The following is a 17,417-nucleotide window of genomic DNA, read 5'->3' on the forward strand; positions in this document are numbered from 1 at the left end:
GCCCTGTTCGTGGCGCGCGTGCTGCCGACTATGTGTGAAGCGTCAAGACGTTATGTTCTGGAGCTTCGAGTCTGATCATTGGTGCGACGTAACCGATTCCGGTATGCGGGCAATGCCAGTGGAATTGATGCGTCACTGCACCTCGGCTTCCGACCCATTCGCACCATTCAGGTCGAGCGCCGCCGCTTGGCGCGCGAGGGCCTGTTCGAAGGCGCTCAATCTGCGCTGCAAATCTTCCGAGACATCATCCAGAGGACCTTCACTCCCAACACTTGGCACCACCACCACAGGTCCCTGAAGCTTCGGGGCGTCAATGGAGTCGCTTCGCCTTGGCCAGGCATTTACGAGAGCACTTACGATCATCGTTCGCCTACCCGGGGCGGTGAGGTGTTCACGCTCCACTGTCTCCATCATCTCTTGCATGTTTTCCCAGGTACGAGACTCTTTGAAGTCGTTCTGGAATACCGTCGTTGCATCAATGGAACTAAGGCAGCTGAGCTCGTAGCCTTCTGGGAAGCTTACCTCCCTTCCGATATGAACATGAGCGACTAGTCCATCCAGATAGAACCTGACGTAGTCAACATCCGGACCTCGGCTCCCGTCCAACCCGAGCGTCCACTTGCGCTCCAGGATGGGCGTACGGTTGTGCATCACTCCCTTGGTCGAGAGCTGAAAAAGTTGCACCGGATAGTCCATGAAGTTTCCAGCATCCCGACGCACGATGCGATCTGTTAGGTCCACGAGCACGTCTGAAGAAAGTACGACGTCGCTGAACTCGTCGCGGTCGCTGGCCCCTGCTCGCCAAAGTAGGCTCAAGAAGAAGAGTTGCAGTACAGCTGGATTCTGAATCTTGATGAATCGGAAAAGGCCGGCAGTGTCAAGCTCCTGGAGACCTTCATCCTTCAACGCGTTCGCGGCCCAACTGCTCCACACGAGCCTGTGTTCTCGGAGGATCTCAATGCCGGCGTCGTCAATCTCAGCAAGGATGTCTTCGCCTTTTCGGGTGACCAATCCGAGGTCGTACCAGCTGTTTGATCTACGCTTCTTGCCGAGGCCGATGCCTGCCTCCAAAAACTTCGCACCGGAGCCACTGAGTCGGGTTAACGCGAGTGGGATCAAGTGCGACTTCACGTAAGGACCGACGTCTCCCGTCAGTCGGCAAGGTCCATATGGTTTTTGCGGCTTCACCCTAACCATTGTGAACCCCTCTGACCGAATGGCATGTCATCGGCACTTTGCCCCCCCGCTCGCGGGGACCGAGATTCGCCCTGAGCGGATAGAGTTCCTCCCAAAAATCAGGGAGGAAAAAATGAAAAATCGTTTACTTTCGCTGGCGGCACTCGTTCTGAGTTCGGCTGTCGCTAATGCAGCCGGTACGCCGACCTACACCATCACATCATTGGGGGAAGGAACGGCCTGGAGGGTCAATGAGTCAGGTCAAGTGGCTGGCTGGTCTAGCCTCGCGAACAGAGCGTTCCTGTACACGCCAGGAATCGGTCAAACGCTAATCAACCCCGCGCCCTACGCCATCTCGAGCATCGCTTACGGACTCAACAACGCCGGAGAGGTAGTGGGTTACTCCAACTTCGCCGGCTCCGGTGGCTCCCAACCGTTCAAATTCTCCGTGGAGGGGGGACTCCAGGCGCTCCCGATGCCTAGCGGCGCAACTCCCTACCTTCGCGCTAGCGCGATCAACGACGTGGGCTCGGTCGCCGGCGATCAGTGGTACTACACGTCTGCCTTGGGGGCTCAAATGAACCCGCGGGGACTGAACGTCCTTGACGTTAACAACAGCAATCTGTTTGCCGGTCTCAGCTACGACTACGCAACCGGTCACAGCACCGCGGCGCTGTGGAGCCCAACAGGCGGACTTCAGACCTTTGGCTCCATCGGAGGCAACAACTCGCAATTCATGGCCTTGAACGGCGCCGGCATGGCAGTTGGCTACGGTGAGAACCGGTGGTTCACTGAGCACGCGCTAATCTACGACGGACAGACTCTCGTCGACATCGGAGCTCAGTTTGGCGACCGCACCTTTAGCCAAGCCTACGGGATCAGTGACTCCGGCCTAGTGGTCGGGAGGTTCACGCCAGGCGGCCAGTACGGCAGCGGCCCTATGCACGCGTTCGCATACTCCAAAGAGTACGGCTCGTTCGATCTGAACAATGCACTGGCTGTGGGGCAGGGTGAAGGCTGGCTACTGCTCTCCGCGCAAGACGCGACTTCAGACGGTCGCATCGTTGGGTTCGGCGTTCTGAACGGCACGATGTCGGCGTTTATGTTGAACCCGGTCACGGCGGCAGTACCTGAACCGTCCACAGCCCTCCAAGCATCGCTTGGCTTGATGCTCCTGGCTTCTTGGTTCGTTCGTAAGCGCGGGGCGAGGCGTTCGAATCTACTCACCTAGCGGCGGCGTCCATGTCGAACTATTTGACCCCGCTCGCTCCTTTCGTTCCCCTGCTCCAAACGCTCGCTTGGATCACGCTGATCGTCGCGTTGACGCTCTGGTTCAATCGGCCCATTCGAGAGCTCTTGGGCTCACTGCGAAAGCGAGTGGACGCGGGCAGCGCAGTGAAGGCGGGCTGGTTCGAACTATCGGAGATGAAGGCTGAGCCAGCAGACCAGCAGCGTCTACGGGCGCAGATTGAACTGAAGGAGGCGTCGGACGGCGGCACGATCTCCGCCAAGGGTGGTGGAACGAGGCCCACGCAAAACGGCACTCCGCCAAAGTACTTGCTCGCGGAGGACTTGGCACTCCGCGCACTTCAAGCCGATCTCGGTGTTCCGTTGAATCGTCAGATTTCTGCAGGACCAAGTGCCGGCTTCGATGCTGCTTTCGCACAGGGAGGAAAGCTGAACATCGTCGAAGTGAGGTTCTTCCCCGGCCCCGCGAATCCAGAAGGCATCCGACTAGCGCTCGAACGCATAGCCGACACAACTGAACGAATGAACTGGAAAAGCGTGAAGGTCATTCTCGTACTGGTCTTCGCGCAGCCCGGAGACGTGTACCTCCCGACAGATCCAATCAACAAAGCTCTTGAAGGATTCAGGCTTTCGGTCGACGTGCGCACGTACTCCCTTGACGAGTTGCGCATCCGATTCGGCGTTGCACCGGGCGATCTCTGAACGGACTCAGGGCAGCGTGTGCATGTAGTCGGAAGAGAAGATCGTCTGACCAGCAAGCATCGGCTCGGTATGCGTGCTCCACATCCCATTTCCGTTGTGCACCCTCAGGCCGTATGGCAATTCGGCTATTACTTCGCCAGTCACTCGAATCGGCGGGCCACTGATGGAGGTCAACTTCGCAGCGTAGTTGGCCGCTCGACCTATCCACACTAGGTCGTTGTCTGCGCGAATTCCGATGCGTGCAGCCCGAATCTGACTACGGTCGATTCCCACGGCGTGACGGAGCGTAAACCGCTCCTGAGGATAGCGCTGCTGGATCGTTGGCCGGATAACTTCATGCACAGCGCAATTAATCTGCATCGCCGCGATTACCGCGTCAGCGCATTGACTCTGCCCGATGAAAATTGCCATCACCCTGTCGCCGTCGTACGCGGTTATGGCGCCTGCCCGGCTGCGGATGATGCTGGCTGCGCAACGCAGATAGGCCTTATACACGCCGGCACTGAACCACCACTCGAACTGGTTGACCATGTCGGTCGACCCATCCAGATCGGCGTACAGCACAGTGGCGATACCCAGCGCCTTGGCGTGAGGGCCAGCCAAAGAAAGATCTGTTGCCTCTGGAACAGATGAAGTCAACTGTACGTTCCACTTTGAGGTGAAGCACGCGTTGACCGCTTCGAAGAGGTCCTGCTTCGACGTTCCCATCGTTTAAGCCTTATTGAGCAAGGCGATGATTGCTGGCACCCAGAACATGATGGCAATGAATGACGCTCGCATGCCGCTCTGGACGTTCGAAAACTTCCCACAAGCGACCTCTGCATTGCGATGAATCTGGTCTCCCCAGTCTCTCAGCAGGTCGTCATCCGACGCCTTCATAAGTCGCTCTACGTAGTCGGAACGAGGCAAATTCGCGATTCGTCCGAAGAACAGCAGCGAGTCCTTTGGGCCGTCTGTCTTAGGAAGCACTGCCGCAGCCAAGTACATGAGAGCAGCTCCTAGAGGAACAGTTGCCAGCACCGCCAAAGCGATCGGCCAGTAGTTGTGTGCCGCTTTCCAAGCCGCCCAGTCCGCAGAGCTAATCAGTGCGCCGATGGCTCCCAGCATTGCCAAGTCAATGGTGACAACCACGGCCACCTTCGCATCAGCCGCGGAAATCCAAGCAAGTTGTCGTTCAAACACCCATTGAGCAGTGGAAAGACGTTCTTTGCTATTCATTTTTCACCTCTCTGCGTGGTGGGCTCGCGTCTCTCGACCTATTTCCTTACAGTTTCTCACGCCTGACAGAACTCAGCTAAAGCAGCCTACGGGCAGCTTCCCCATGCACATTCCGAAGAGTGACCACTTCCCCGCGTTCTCTCTGATTGCCGACATCAATAGCTTCGCGTACCTCGTCACTGCACATCAGCTACCGAGCGGCGTGGCCGACTAGTGCGAGACGTTTTGACTGGCTCGATAACGGCAGTAGAGGACTGTGGCGTGAGCGTCCTTGGTGTGATGGGAGACGCCATCTTCGCTGTGCTTCCAGGCTTCGACGAGGCTTTCAAGGCCTGCGTCTCAATCGCTAGGGACGTAAACAAGCTCTGTGGGTACCTAGCCGGAACGGAGTTTGAAAAGGAGGTTCCGGAATTGCCCAGCATGAAGATCGGCGTGGAGTACGGATTCCTTCGACCGTCATCCATTCACACTGCGGCTCTCGGAAGGCTGCCGTACTGCATAGGACCTGCGACGAGAGCTACGCGAAGCGCGTCAGCGATGCCGAGGAGGGCAACAGGTGTCACGTCGGGCCTCTAGCTATGGCGGCCGGCTTCCACAGCTACATCTCAACTGAACCTTCGATCACGACTGGGAAGCGTCGCGAGCCCGATTACCAGTATTAGGTTCTTGACCTGAGCGATAGCTGGATTGAAGGGACGCCCGAGAATGGAATCAGGTACTAGTGACACTCGGCGCCAGAACGTGCAGTTCCTTGTTCACCGATGTGCGTCCTGCAGAGGTCCGACCTAGCTTAGTTGGCGATGAGGGGCCTTTACTCGCGAACGCCCACCTATGCGATGCGCCGCCGTCTCAAAGCGCCACAAGCGGAGCAGCTTTTGAGTTTCATGTAAGACATGACGACCAGCAACACCTCGGCGCTGCGCGAAGACGCCCAGCGCAACGAGGCCATCCTGGCTCGCACCCCGGCGGGACGGTGGGGAGATCCGCAGGACCTTTTGGAAGCAGTCATGTTCCTGGCCTCGGACGCCGCGCGCTAAGTGCACGGTCACACGCTGGCGGTGGATGGCGGTTGGCTGGCGGGTTAGGTCTTAGGCCGCCGCCGGCACGGCCGGCAGTTCGAGCGTGAACCGCGAGCCCTGACCGCTCTCGCTGTCGACCAGGATGCGGCCGCCCATGCGTTCCATGAGCTGCTTGCAGATCACCAGGCCGATGCCGTGCCCGGGCTGCTCCACGCGGCCGAGCCGGTTGAACGGCTGGAACAGCTGGGAACGCTGCTCGGGGCTCAGCCCGATGCCGTTGTCGGCGACCTCGATGCGGAAGCCGCGCGGCTCCGCGCAGGCGCGGACCTTCACCCAGCCGCCGCGCCGGTTGTACTTGATGGCGTTGGAGATGAGGTTGTGCAGCACCTGCTCCAGCCGGATCGGGTCGGCCTGCACCAGCGGCAGCGTGCTGTCCTCCTCGGGCGTCATGCCGACCTGCAGGTCGATGCCCGCGGCCTGCGCCGCCGGCTGCGCCAGTTCCACCACGCGGCGCAGCAGCGGTCCCGCCTGCAGCGGCAGCGACTGCACGCTGAGCGTGTTCGCCTCGACGCGCGAGAGCGTCATCATGTCCTCGATCAGCACCAGCAGATGCTTGGCCGCCTCGTCGATGTGCCGCAGCCGCGAGTGCTGCATGTCGTCCAGCGGCCGCTTGGGATCGTGGGCCAGCAGCTGGCTGAAGCCCAGCACCGCGTTGAGCGGCGTGCGCAGCTCGTGACTGGCCTGGGACAGGAACTCGCTCTTGGTCTTGCTCGTGACTTCGGCCAGCTCGCGGGCGCGGTCCACGTCCTGCAGCCGCATGCGCTCGCCGAGCTCGCGCTGCAGCAGCTCGCCGCGCAGCCGCACCTGGCGCTGCAGGGCGCGGTTCCAGAGCAGCGTCACGCCCAGGCCGGCGACGACCAGCGCCAGCGCGATGCCCACGCCCCACAGCGCGCGGCGCTGCCAGCGCATCGCCGCGGTGTCCTGCGTGATCCAGCGGTCGGCGATGGCCTGGCGCTCGCTCTCGCCGATGCGCGTCAGCGCCTTGTCCAGGATGCGGCCCAGCATCGGCCAGTCGCGTCGGTAGCCGATGCCCAGGCCGTAGGCGTAGCCGAGGTCGTCCACCACCCGCAGGTTGCCGATGCCGTCGCGCCGCATCAGGTAGGTCGCGCCGGCCAGGTCCACGACCGCCGCGCCGACCTCGCCGCCGGCCAGGCGGCGCAGCACGGTGCGGTCGTCGACCTCGACCTGCAGCGGATTCGTCGCGTAGCGGTCGCGCAGGAACTCGGCCACCGCGTAGCCGCGCGCCACCGCCACCGCCTCGCCGGGCCGCAGCGGATCGTCGCCCGCGCCGGCGCGGCGCAGCAGCACCGCGGGCACGGTGATGTAGGGCCGGGTGAAGCCGAAGCGCTGCGCGCGTTCGGGCGTCTCGCGCATGGACATCTGCACGTCGAGCCCACCGACGGCGAGCGCGTCCAGGTTGTCGGCGAAGGGGCGCGGCGGCTGGAACTCGAAGCGCAGTCCGGTAAGCTCCATCAGCCGGCGCGCATAGTCCACCGACAGGCCGGTGAGCCGGCCTTCCTCATCGACGTAGGTGAACGGGCCGTAGCTGGCCGAGCCGCCGACGCGCAGCACGGGATGCTGCGCCACCCACGCGCGTTCCTCGGCCGTCAGCCAGTCGCGCGGATCGGCGTGCCCCTGTCCCGCCAATGCCAGCCACGCCAGCACCGCCGCCACCAGGATAGGCAGCAGACGCGGCAGCACGCGCAGAAGTCGGGGGAGTGCGAACAGGACCACGGGACCATTGTGAGCCTGCCTCTCCCTCGCCAGGGCAAGGGCTCTCCCGCATCCGGGGGAGGTCCCTGTCAGAAGTGTCAGGTGCCTCCGACACCTGCCGTGCGCCGTCCGCCCGGATTCAGCCGCGCAGCGAGGCCTTCAGCTTCGCGCCGATCTCCGGCTTGTCCTCGAAGGGATCGGTCGGGTTGCGCAGCTGCATGACGTCCTCCAGCCGCGTCTGCACGCCCTTGAGCGCCTGCGGGTGGCTGAAGATGTAGAAGCGCTCCTCGTCCAGCGCCTCGAACACCATCCGTGCGACGTCCGCGGCCGTCAGCTTGCCGGAGCTGACCGCCTTGTCGGTCATCGCCTGCGAGATGAGCTGGCTCTTGGTCGGCTTGTCCGCGCCGAGATCGCCCGGCCGGTTGCGATGACTCTGCGTGATGCCGGTGGGCACGAAGAACGGGCACAGCACCGAGGCGCGGATCTGGTCCGTCACCAGCGCCAGGTCCTGGTACAGCGTCTCGCTCAGCGAGACCACCGCATGCTTGGACACGTTGTAGACGCCCATGTTGGGCGGGTTCAGCATGCCGGCCATCGACGCGGTGTTGACGATGTGGCCCTGCCAGGCGGGATCCTTGCCGGCGGCCTCCAGCATCATCGGCGTGAACAGGCGCACGCCGTGCACCACGCCCATCAGGTTGACGCCCAGGACCCAGTCCCAGTCGGAGAGCGAGTTCTCCCAGATCAGTCCGCCGGAGCCGACGCCCGCGTTGTTGAACACGAAGTTCGGCGCGCCGAAGCGTTCCTTCACCGCGGCGGCCAGCGCCTCCATCTGATCGGCCTTGGACACGTCCACGCGACGCGCCAGCACCGGGTGCCCGGCGAATTCCGCGGCGGCCTTGTCGAGCGCATCCTGCTGCACGTCGCACAGCACCAGGTTCATGCCGCGCGACGCGGCGATGCGCGCCACCTCGAGCCCGAAGCCCGAGCCCGCGCCGGTGATCACCGCAGTCTTGCCTTGATAGTCCTTCATGCGCCTGTCTCCTTGATGCGGTTCTTGTGTGGTGCTTGTCCGTCTCTTCGCGTGGTGTCCGCGGCCCGTCCGTGCGGGCCCGATCGGACTACGCCTGCTTGAGCGTGTAGCGGATGCGCGGGAAGTGCACGTGCACGAGGCCGGCGCGTTCGTCCTCGCGCGCGAGCGTCACCGTGCGGCAGCTCAGGCCCACCAGCGTGCCGGCGACGGCGTCGCGGGCGTAGTCGTAGGGCGTGACCGTGACGGCGTCGCCGGCGGCGAAGCCCAGGCCGTCCTCGACCTGCGCCGGACGCGGCGTCGACGCCTTCGCCAGCGCGATCGCCGCGGCGCCGTCGAGCTTGCCGGCGCGCTCGCCGTGACCGATCGCGGCGACACGGCCCATCCAGGCCCGCAGCGCCTCGTGCGGCGCGAAGATCTCGGCCAGCGGTCCGGTCCGGGTCACGAACCACAGCGGGTGATAGACGCTGAGGTCGGCGATGCTCGTCTCGCTGCCGAGCAGCCATGGCCGGTCGTCGGACAGCATGGCCGACAGCCACTCGAGGTACTGCGTCAGCGCCGCGCCGGCGTCGACGCCGCGCACCTGCGGCATGCCCTCGCTCATCGCCCGCCGGTCGGCGACGAAGATCTTCAGCATGTCCGGCGGCGCGCCGGCGAACAGCGCGGTCGCGCCCGCCGGTTGCATCGCGTAAGGCAGCGCGGTCCAGAAGAGATCCGTGTCGGCCCATTGCGCCAGCGTGCGCGCGTGGCCGGCGACGGCCGCGGGGAACAGGCTGGGCGTCGGCCGGCGGGCTTCCAGCACCTCGGCGATCAGCGCGGTGTCGCAGTAGATGTCGGCGCCGAGCTGCAGGAAGGGCGTGCGGCGGTAGCCGCCGGTCAGCGCGACCACGTCGGGCTTGGGCAGCACCATGGGCACCGTCACCGAGTGCCACGGCAGGCCCTTGAGGCCGAGCATCAGCCGCGCCTTCTCCGCGAACGGCGAGCTGCTGTAGTGGTGCAGGACAAGGTCGTCGGCCGACGGAAGGCCGGCGGGCGTCGTGGGGTCTCGCGTGGCTTCGCTCATGGCGTCGCCTCCTTGCGCATGTCGATGTGGGGGATGCCGTCCTCGTCGTAGACGTCGGAGATCGGCGTGAAGCCGAAGCTGCCGTAGAACTCGCGCAGGTGGGCCTGCGCGCCGAGTTCGATCGGCTGGCCGGGCCAGAGCGTCTCGCACTCGCGCAGCGCCTGGCTCATGAGCGCGCGACCGAGGCCGCCGCCGCGGGCCGTCGCCGCCGTGATCACGCGGCCGATGCGGGCCGCGCCGTCACCGATGGACGGCGGCAGCAGCCGCGCGTAGGCGACGAGGGTCTCCGCGCCGTCGGCGCCCTGCCCGTGCTCCTGCTCCACCAATCCCTGAAGGTGCCACGCGTGCTCGTCGAGGCCGTCCGGATCGAGGTAGATGCAGTGCTGCTCGATGACGAAGACCTCGGCGCGCAGACGCAGCGCGCGGTACAGGCCGCGCACGCCCAGTTCGTCGAAGGGCTGGGTGATCCAGCGCGGGCCGGCCATCAGACCAGCTTCACCAGTTGCTTGCCGAAGTTGCGGCCCTTGAGCAGTCCCAGGAAGGCCTCGGGCGCGTTCTCCAGTCCTTGCGCGACGCTCTCGCGGAACTTCAGCTTGGCCGTAGCGACCAGCGTGCCGAGTTCCTTCAGCGCCTCGGGCCAGACCTCCATGTGCTCGGAGACGATGAAGCCCTCGACCTTCATGCGGTTGGTGAGGATCAGCTGCGGGTAGGTCAGCGGGATCGGCTCGCCGTTGTAGCCGGCGATCATGCCGCACATGGCCACGCGGCTGAACGCATTGGCGCGCAGCAGCACGGCGTCGAGGATCATGCCGCCGACGTTCTCGAAGTGGCCGTCGATGCCGTCCGGGCATTCGGCCTTGAGCGCGGCGGACAGGGACTTGAGGTCGGTGTGCTGCTTGTAGTCGATGCAGGCGTCGAAGCCGAGTTCCTCGACGACGTAGCGGCACTTGTCCGCGCCGCCGGCGATGCCCACCGCACGCGCGCCGCGCACCTTGGCCAGTTGGCCGACCGCGCCGCCCACCGCGCCGCTGGCGGCGCTGACGACCACCGTCTGGCCCGGCTTCGGATCGATGATCTTGACGAGGCCGTACCAGGCCGTGACGCCCGGCATGCCCACCGCGCCGAGGTAGGCGGACAGCGGCACGTGCGTGGTGTCGACCTTCTGCAGCACGCCGCGCTGGTTCGCGTCGACGAGCTGGTACTCCTGCCAGCCGCCCATGCCGACGACCTTGTCGCCGACGGCGAAATGCGCGTTCTTCGACGCGACCACCTCGCCCACCGTGCCGCCGATCATCACGGCGTTCAGCGGCTGCGGCACGGCGTAGCTCTTGCTCTCGTTCATGCGCCCGCGCATGTAGGGATCCAGGCTCAGGAAATGGTTGCGGACCAGGACCTGGCCGTCCGCGAGTTCAGGGATCGGCTGTTCGACCAGCTTGAAGTTGTCAGTGCCGGCCTCACCGGTCGGGCGGGAGACCAGATGGATCTGGCGGTTCACTTGGCTCATGGAGGGCTCCTCGGTCGTTGTTGATCCATGCCACCGCATGGCTCATGTGAGGGACTCGCGCGCGGCCGGCCGCTCGCGATCCGTGACGGAATGCCGACGATTGAACCACGGAGCCCTCCCCCTTCACGTCCCTCGCGCGACAGAAAAGAACGAGCGTGCTTTTTCAAATGGGCGCCAGATGGACCTGCAGATTCGTGTCAAGAACCGCAGCCGCCGGATGTCGACTGACCTCGCCATTCCATCCCTCCAGCGTCGTCACCATGTCGCAGATCTTCCGTCGTTCGAATCTCCCCACCTGGCTCGGCGGCAATGCCGGTCCTGCGCAAGCGCCCCAGGATCCCCAGGTGCGGCAATGGATGGGCAACGGGTCGCGGAAGGAAGCCCTCCCCGCCGCCCGGCAGATCGAGAAGGCGCTGGTCCGCAAGCCGGAGGTCCTGGACCTGTCGTCTGCGCCGCATCACCTACTGGAGCAATTGCCGGTCAGCCTGCTGCGACGTTTGAGCGGGTCGACGCAGACCTTGGTATTGCCGCAGGACTGCCCCGTGGACATCGCGAGGCGCCTGATCCACGAGACCGACGCGCGTCGAATCGAGCCCAGGTCGGTGATGGCCGCTGTCGAAGACACGTGGTCGCGGCCATCAAGACCGGTCCGCCTGCGCCCGCAGACCCCGCCGACGGCCGCAGCCACGCCAGCGGCCAAAGCCCCGTCGAAGGGCGACGCCAGTCCGACGGTGTACGACGTTCCCCCTCGTCGGAGTGAGAACGACGTTCCTCCTCGTCGGAGTGAGAACGACGTTCCTCCTCGTCGGAGTGAGAACGACGTTCCTCCTCGCCGCGGCGACTCCGACGTGCCGCCTCGTCGCAGCAGTGCCGGCTATGAGCGTCCCGAGTCCCTCTTCGTCCGCAACGGCTCGACCGCCCACAAGGACTACGTGCTCATCGAGGTCCGCCCCGACTCGGGCGGCGTCATCGATGCGGTCAATGCCGGTCGGACGGAGGACCCGGAGGTCATCCAACGCCAGGGCGCGTTGCTCGACAAGGCGATGACCGCGCCGCTGCGATCGTCGATCGGCGTGACGATCCCGGACGTCAAGGCGGCGGCGGCCGCGTTGCTCGCGCCCAAGGCGTGGCATCAGGCGCGCGCCTTCGGCGAAGGGCAACATCCGCTCTGCGCCGTGCCTTCAGACGACGCGACCGCGCTCGCTCGCGCGCTGCTCGTGGTGCCGATGGAACTCCTTTCGGCAAGGGAGCGTGAATCGATGACCGAGGCGAGAAAGGCGCTTGCCTCGCATCAGCCCTACAAGATGCTGCAGCTCACACCGGAGGCGGTCCGTCATCTGGGCCTCGCCCTGGACGCCGTGACCCGACTGGTCGTGAGCCAGGAGGAGCTGCCGCCGGCACTCCCGAAGCGCAACCCTGCGACTGCACGACTGCCGGCCACCGCCATCGCCTCCGGCGGTTGAGCGCCGGCGACGGGTTCAGTCTTCGGTGCGCTGCAGCGCCTTGAGGCTGCGACCCTTCCCGGGCAGCGCCTTCAGGTACTTGAAGGTGCCGGTCGAATGGGCGCAGAGCTTGCCGTCCTCGCCGTAGACCGCGCCGTCGCAGAAGGCCATCGTCGTCGAGCGGTGCAGCAGCCGGCCGACCGCGCGCAGCGCGCCCTCGCCGGGGCGCATGAAGCTGGTCTTCATCTCCACCGTCACCACGCCGGGGCCGAAGCCCGGCTGGTCGCGGTGCACGCTGCGCGCCGCATGCGCCATCGCCACGTCCAGCAGCGTCATCAGCACGCCGCCGTGCGCCACTTCCCACGAGTTCAGGTGCAGCTCGCGGATGTCGACCCGCAGCTCGGCCTCGCCCTCGTCGATGCGGACCAGCTCGAAGCCCAGTTGCTGGACGAAGGGGATGTGGACGGGGAACTTCAACGGCTCGGACATGAGGACGGGGGGATCAACTTCCGTGGACTGCGGAGACGCCGCCGTCGACCGCGAGGATCTGTCCGGTGATGTGTTTCCCGGCGCGGCTCGCGAACAGCAGGGCGGCGCCCTTGAGGTCCTCATCATCGCCGATGCGCTTGAGCGGCGCGTGCTCGGCGAGCTTCTCCTCGCCGATCGCGGCCATCAGGCCCTTGGTCATCTTGCTGGGGAAGAAGCCCGGCGCCAGCGCGTTGACGGTGATGCCGTGCACGCCCCATTCGCCGGCCAGCGCGCGGGTGAAGTTCACCGCCGCGCCCTTGCTGGTGTTGTAGGCGATGGTCTTCATCATGCCGCTGTTGCCGCCCAGGCCGGCGATCGAGGCCACGTTGATGATGCGCCCCGACTTGCGCGGGATCATGCTGCGGCGCGCGACCTCCTGGCTCATCACGAACAGGCTGCGGATGTTGAGGTCCATCACCTTGTCCCAGGCCTCGACGGGGTGGTCCTCGGCGGGCGCGCCCCAGGTCGCGCCGGCGTTGTTGACGAGGATGTCGATCTGGCCGAGCTTCGCGAGCGTCTGCTCGACGATGCCGCGCGCCTGCGCCTCGTCGGACGCGTCGGCGGCGACGTACTGCGCCGCGATGCCGCGCGCCTTCAGGTGCGCCACGGCCTCCTCCAGGTCGGCCGCCTTGCGCGAGCTCAGCATCAGCGTCGCGCCGGCTTCACCCAGCGCCTCCGCGATCTGCAGCCCGAGGCCGCGGGATCCGCCGGTCACCAGCGCCACCTGGCCGGTCAGGTCGAAGAGGTCTTGTACCTTGCTGCTCATCGTCGTCTCCTTGATGTCGTTCAGAACCACGCGTTCAGAACCACGCGTCTTGCATCTCGCGGGTGAGCGCCTCGCGCCGCGCGACCACGCCCAGCCAGGCGTGGATCTTGGGCAGCTCGTAGGCGAAGAAGTAGCGCTGCGCGGCGCGCTTGCCGTGGGCGAAGTCATCGTCCCGGCCGTCGAGCGCGAGCGCCACGTCCAGCCAGATCCACGCCAGCACCGTGTGCCCGAAGGCCTGCAGATAGGGCGTCGCGTTGGCGAGCGCCGCTTCCGGCTCGCCGGTGGACCAGGCCTTCTTCGTCGCGCCGCCGACGGCGGCCAGCGCCGCGCCGAGCTCGTTGGCCGCTTCGGCAAGACCTGGCACCTGGCCGGCGCGTTGCGCGGTGTCGCTGATGCGCGCGGCCAGCGCCATCAGCGCCTGCCCGCCGTCCATCACGACCTTGCGGCCCAGCAGGTCCAGCGCCTGGATGCCGTGCGTGCCCTCGTGGATCATGTTCAGGCGGTTGTCGCGCCAGTACTGCTCCACCGGGAAATCGCGCGTGTAGCCGTAGCCACCCAGCACCTGGATCGCGAGCGAGTTCGCTTCCAGGCACCACTCGCTGGGCCAGCTCTTGGCAATCGGGATCAGGACTTCCAGCAGCCGCTTGGCCGCGGCGACATCGTCCTCGGAACCCGTGTGCTGCTCGTCGACCAGCCGCGCGCAGAACAGCTCGAGCGCGAGTCCGCCCTCGACGAAGCTCTTCTGCGCCAGCAGCATGCGCTTGACGTCGGCGTGTTCGATGATCAGCGCCTGCGGCCGCGCCGCGTCCTTGATGCCGGCGGTCGTGACGGGTCGGCCTTGCGGACGCTGCCGCGCGTACTCGAGGCTCGCCTCGTAGCCTGCATAGCCCAGCATCACCGCGCCCAGGCCGACGCCGATGCGGGCCTCGTTCATCATGTGGAACATCTGCCGCAGGCCCTCGCCGGGCTTGCCGACGAGGTAGCCGATCGCGCCCTTCTTCCCGCGCGGCGTCTGACGCCCCTCGCCGAAGTTGAGCAGGCAGTTGGTCGTGCCGCGATAGCCGAGCTTGTGGTTCAGGCCCGCAAGCGCCACGTCGTTGCGCTCACCGGTGAGTTGCCCCTGCGTGTCGACCAGGTGCTTGGGCACGATGAACAGCGAAATGCCCTTGGTGCCCGGCAGCGGCTTGCCGTCGGGCCCGGGGATCTTCGCCAGCACGAGGTGGACGATGTTCTCGGTGATCTCGTGCTCGCCGCCCGAGATCCACATCTTGTTCCCGGTGAGCCGGTAGCGCGGGCCGAGCGGATCGGCCTCGAAGGCCGTGCCGTCGCCTCCGGTGTCGGGCTCGGCGCGCGTGGCGACGTCGGACAGCGAGGACCCCGCCTGCGGCTCCGACAGGCACATGGTGCCGAACCAGCGTCCGGACAGCTCGTTCATCGCGAAGACCTCGCGCTGCGTGTCCGTGCCGTGCGCCATCAGCAGGTTGGCGTTGCCGTTGGTCAGCATCGCGTAGCCGCCCAGGGACACGCTGGCCTTGCTGAAGAAGCAGTTGGCGGCCATCTCCACGACGCAGGGCAGCTGCATGCCGCCGTGCTCGTAATCCTGCGCGGCGGCCAGCATGCCGGAGCCGACGTAGGCGGCGAGCGCCTCGTGCGTCGCCTTCGGCAGGTGCACGCGCTCGCCGTCGAAACGGGGCTCCTCGGTGTCGGCCAGGCGGTTGAACGGCGCGAACTTCTCGCGGGCGATCTTCTCGCAGGTGTCGAGCACCGCATCGAAGGTCTCCCGCGAATGCTCCGAGAAGCGCTCGCGCCGGCCGAGGTCCTGCACCTTCAGCCAGTCGTAGAGCAGGAAGTCGAGGGTCTGGCGCATCGCGCCCTCCTGGATGACGTCAGGCCGGGCGCGCGTCGCGCTCAGCCGTGAATGTTGAACGCGAAGTCGCGCTGGAGGCGCCACTCCGCCGGCACGCCCGCCGGCTTGGCGAAGCGCTTCAGCGCGCGGTGGCTGGTCTCCTGGAGGGCGTTGCGCAGCGTCTGCTGCACGCGGCCGCTGTCGCGGTCGCGCACGTCGTCGCCGCTCATCGCGCCCGTCATCGTGCCCAGGCGCAGCTCCAGCTCCTCCCACTCGACGGTGGCCGTCGCCGGATCGAAGTTCATCCGGTAGCGGCCGTAGACCGCGTAGGCGGTGCCGACGCTGGGGTACTCGATCTCGCCGGAGATCGCGTGGGCGACCCCCACCACGTACACGCAGGCATCGAGGCGTCCCGCGGGCCAGCGGCGCAGTTGCGCCACGTAGGCCTCGGGCTCGTGGCGCAGGTCGCGGCCGGCCAGGCATTCCTCGGGCAGTCCCGACGGATCCTCGACCGCCCAGTACATCGCCGCCGCGCGGTCCCGGCCGCCTTCGGCCAGGCCCGCGATCATGCGATGCCGGCCCTGCGGCTCGCCCGCGTCGTTGGCCTGCTCGAACAGACGCGCGGCGCGGTCCCAGTCCCGCTTCAGGCACAGGCCCTGCTCGTACAGGGTCCCGGCCAGCAGATAGACCGAGGGGTACTTGCGCTTGAGCCCGTCGTTGAGCCGACTGGCCACCAGCGCGCAGTCGCCGGCGCGGAGCGCGTCATGGATGCCGGCGACGGCCTGCTTCTCGACCTTGTCCGCCGGTTCCTTGCGACCGGCGGCCGCGGCGGGCGCCACGGCCAGCACGGCAAGGAGGCCCAGCGTGGTCGCGGTCGCCTTGAACCTCGCGGCGGATGTCGTCTTGCGCAGGCTCACAGGACCTCGAACACGCCCGCGGCGCCCATGCCACCGCCGATGCACATGGTCACGCAGACGCGCTTGGCGCCGCGGCGCTTGCCTTCGATCAGCGCATGGCCGGTCAGGCGCTGGCCCGACACGCCGTACGGATGGCCGATGGCGATCGCGCCGCCGTTGACGTTCAACCTGTCCATCGGGATGCCGAGCTTGTCCGCGCAGTACAGCACCTGCACGGCGAAGGCCTCGTTGAGTTCCCACAAGTCGATGTCCGACACCTTCAGGCCCAGGCGCTTGAGCACCTTGGGCACGGCGAAGACCGGGCCGATGCCCATCTCGTCGGGCTCGCAGCCGGCCACGGCGAAGCCGAGGAAACGGCCCAGCGGCTTGAGGCCCTTCCTCTGGGCGTAGTCCTCGCTGACGATCGCGCAGGCGCCCGCGCCGTCGCTGAACTGGCTGGCGTTGCCGGCGGTGACCACGCCGCCGGGGATGGCCGTTCGGATGTCCTTGATGCTCTCGTAGGTGGTGCCCACGCGCAGGCCTTCATCGACGCTGACGGTGACTTCCCGCGTCATCATGCCGCGCACCTTGTCGGCGACGCCGGCCATCACGGTGATGGGCACGATCTCGGCGTTGAACAGGCCTTCGGCCTGCGCGGCGCAGGCGCGCTGCTGGCTGGCCGCGCCGTAGCGGTCCATGCGCTCCTTGGGGATCTTGTAGCGCTGGGCGACGTTCTCGGCCGTCTGCAGCATGGACCAGTAGATCTCGGGCTTGTGCGCCGACAGCCAGCTCTCGTGGCCCATGTGGCGGTTGGCCTCGTTCTGGACGCAGGAGATGCTCTCCACGCCGCCGGCGACGAAGACGTCGGCCTCGCCCGCGATGATGCGCTGCGCCGCGGTCGCGATGGTCTGCAGGCCGCTGGAGCAGAACCGGTTGACGGTCTGTCCGGAGACGCTCACCGGCAGGCCGGCGCGCAGCGCGATCTGGCGCGCGATGTTGCCGCCGGTGGCGCCCTCGGGCGTGGCGCAGCCCATGAGGACGTCCTCGACCTCGCCGCCCTCGATGCCCGCGCGCTCCAGCGCCGCGCGCACCACGTGGCCGCCCAGCGTCGCGCCGTGGCTCATGTTGAACGACCCCTTCCAGCTCTTGGCGAGCGGGGTGCGGGCCGTGGAAACGATCAATGCCTTGCTCATTCTTTTCTCCTGA

At 66.3% G+C, this 17,417-nt stretch carries 16 protein-coding genes and 1 pseudogene; 4 read left to right on the forward strand and 13 right to left on the reverse strand.

The genetic code is table 11. The features are described 5' to 3' along the window. Window positions 1–132 precede the first annotated feature (132 nt). Entirely contained in the window at window positions 133–1,119 is a 987-nt protein-coding gene (locus ABE85_RS14570; RefSeq protein WP_067275885.1) for a hypothetical protein, read from the reverse strand. A 190-nt stretch (window positions 1,120–1,309) separates the two neighbouring features. Between ABE85_RS14570 and ABE85_RS14575 the strand changes: the two genes are divergently transcribed. Both ABE85_RS14575 and ABE85_RS14580 read left to right on the forward strand, forming a co-directional pair. Next, entirely contained in the window at window positions 1,310–2,407 is a 1,098-nt protein-coding gene (locus tag ABE85_RS14575; protein WP_157522408.1) for a hypothetical protein, read from the forward strand. A gap of 11 nt (window positions 2,408–2,418) precedes the next feature. Then, entirely contained in the window at window positions 2,419–3,126 is a 708-nt protein-coding gene (locus ABE85_RS14580; protein ID WP_067275893.1) for a hypothetical protein, read from the forward strand. 6 nt (window positions 3,127–3,132) lie between these two features. Here ABE85_RS14580 and ABE85_RS14585 read toward each other — a convergent pair whose 3' ends face one another. Together ABE85_RS14585 and ABE85_RS27600 are read right to left on the reverse strand one after the other, a co-directional pair. Beyond that, a complete protein-coding gene (locus ABE85_RS14585) occupies window positions 3,133–3,834 on the reverse strand; it encodes an adenylate/guanylate cyclase domain-containing protein (protein WP_067275896.1) in 702 nt (233 codons plus the stop codon). Between the two features lie 3 nt (window positions 3,835–3,837). After that, window positions 3,838–4,344 (reverse strand): Pycsar system effector family protein, encoded by a 507-nt coding sequence (locus tag ABE85_RS27600; protein WP_157522411.1) that lies wholly within the window; start codon window positions 4,342–4,344, stop codon window positions 3,838–3,840. Between the two features lie 893 nt (window positions 4,345–5,237). Between ABE85_RS27600 and ABE85_RS27605 the strand changes: the two are divergent. Continuing rightward, window positions 5,238–5,381 (forward strand): annotated as a pseudogene (locus tag ABE85_RS27605) (2-deoxy-D-gluconate 3-dehydrogenase); the annotation flags it as partial. A gap of 51 nt (window positions 5,382–5,432) precedes the next feature. Here the strand turns inward: ABE85_RS27605 and ABE85_RS14595 are convergent. The 5 genes from ABE85_RS14595 to ABE85_RS14615 form a co-directional block, all read right to left on the reverse strand. After that, complete coding sequence (locus tag ABE85_RS14595; protein ID WP_067275903.1) at window positions 5,433–7,157, reverse strand: ATP-binding protein; 1,725 nt, start codon at window positions 7,155–7,157, stop codon at window positions 5,433–5,435. A 118-nt stretch (window positions 7,158–7,275) separates the two neighbouring features. Continuing rightward, on the reverse strand, window positions 7,276–8,169 hold the full coding sequence (locus tag ABE85_RS14600; protein WP_067275907.1) for an SDR family oxidoreductase: 894 nt from the start codon (window positions 8,167–8,169) through the stop codon (window positions 7,276–7,278). 88 nt (window positions 8,170–8,257) lie between these two features. After that, on the reverse strand, window positions 8,258–9,229 hold the full coding sequence (locus tag ABE85_RS14605) for a glutathione S-transferase family protein (RefSeq protein ID WP_067275911.1): 972 nt from the start codon (window positions 9,227–9,229) through the stop codon (window positions 8,258–8,260). Continuing rightward, complete coding sequence (locus ABE85_RS14610) at window positions 9,226–9,714, reverse strand: GNAT family N-acetyltransferase (protein WP_067275915.1); 489 nt, start codon at window positions 9,712–9,714, stop codon at window positions 9,226–9,228. The genes ABE85_RS14605 and ABE85_RS14610 overlap by 4 nt, the downstream gene beginning before the upstream one ends. Beyond that, a complete protein-coding gene (locus tag ABE85_RS14615; RefSeq protein WP_067275918.1) occupies window positions 9,714–10,733 on the reverse strand; it encodes an NADP-dependent oxidoreductase in 1,020 nt (339 codons plus the stop codon). The genes ABE85_RS14610 and ABE85_RS14615 overlap by 1 nt, the downstream gene beginning before the upstream one ends. A gap of 260 nt (window positions 10,734–10,993) precedes the next feature. Here ABE85_RS14615 and ABE85_RS27610 point away from each other — a divergent pair, with 260 nt between their 5' ends. After that, a complete protein-coding gene (locus ABE85_RS27610; protein ID WP_157522417.1) occupies window positions 10,994–12,196 on the forward strand; it encodes a hypothetical protein in 1,203 nt (400 codons plus the stop codon). 15 nt (window positions 12,197–12,211) lie between these two features. Here the strand turns inward: ABE85_RS27610 and ABE85_RS14625 are convergent, their stop codons facing one another. The 5 genes from ABE85_RS14625 to ABE85_RS14645 are packed head-to-tail and all read right to left on the reverse strand — an operon-like array spanning window position 12,212 to window position 17,404. Next, on the reverse strand, window positions 12,212–12,664 hold the full coding sequence (locus ABE85_RS14625; protein ID WP_067275925.1) for a PaaI family thioesterase: 453 nt from the start codon (window positions 12,662–12,664) through the stop codon (window positions 12,212–12,214). A 13-nt stretch (window positions 12,665–12,677) separates the two neighbouring features. Beyond that, window positions 12,678–13,469, reverse strand: a complete 792-nt coding sequence (locus ABE85_RS14630; RefSeq protein WP_067282767.1) for an SDR family oxidoreductase — start codon at window positions 13,467–13,469, stop codon at window positions 12,678–12,680. 34 nt (window positions 13,470–13,503) lie between these two features. Continuing rightward, window positions 13,504–15,336 (reverse strand): acyl-CoA dehydrogenase, encoded by a 1,833-nt coding sequence (locus ABE85_RS14635; protein ID WP_067275928.1) that lies wholly within the window; start codon window positions 15,334–15,336, stop codon window positions 13,504–13,506. 41 nt (window positions 15,337–15,377) lie between these two features. After that, window positions 15,378–16,232: a hypothetical protein gene (locus ABE85_RS14640; protein WP_067275931.1), complete on the reverse strand. Its 855-nt coding sequence runs from the start codon at window positions 16,230–16,232 to the stop codon at window positions 15,378–15,380. Then, the gene (locus ABE85_RS14645; RefSeq protein WP_067275935.1) at window positions 16,229–17,404 is read right to left on the reverse strand and encodes an acetyl-CoA C-acyltransferase; all 1,176 of its coding nucleotides are present in this window, start codon (window positions 17,402–17,404) and stop codon (window positions 16,229–16,231) included. The genes ABE85_RS14640 and ABE85_RS14645 overlap by 4 nt, the downstream gene beginning before the upstream one ends. Between the last annotated feature and the right edge of the window lie 13 nt (window positions 17,405–17,417).

It is taken from the genome of Mitsuaria sp. 7 (assembly GCF_001653795.1).
Taxonomy (GTDB): domain Bacteria; phylum Pseudomonadota; class Gammaproteobacteria; order Burkholderiales; family Burkholderiaceae_C; genus Roseateles.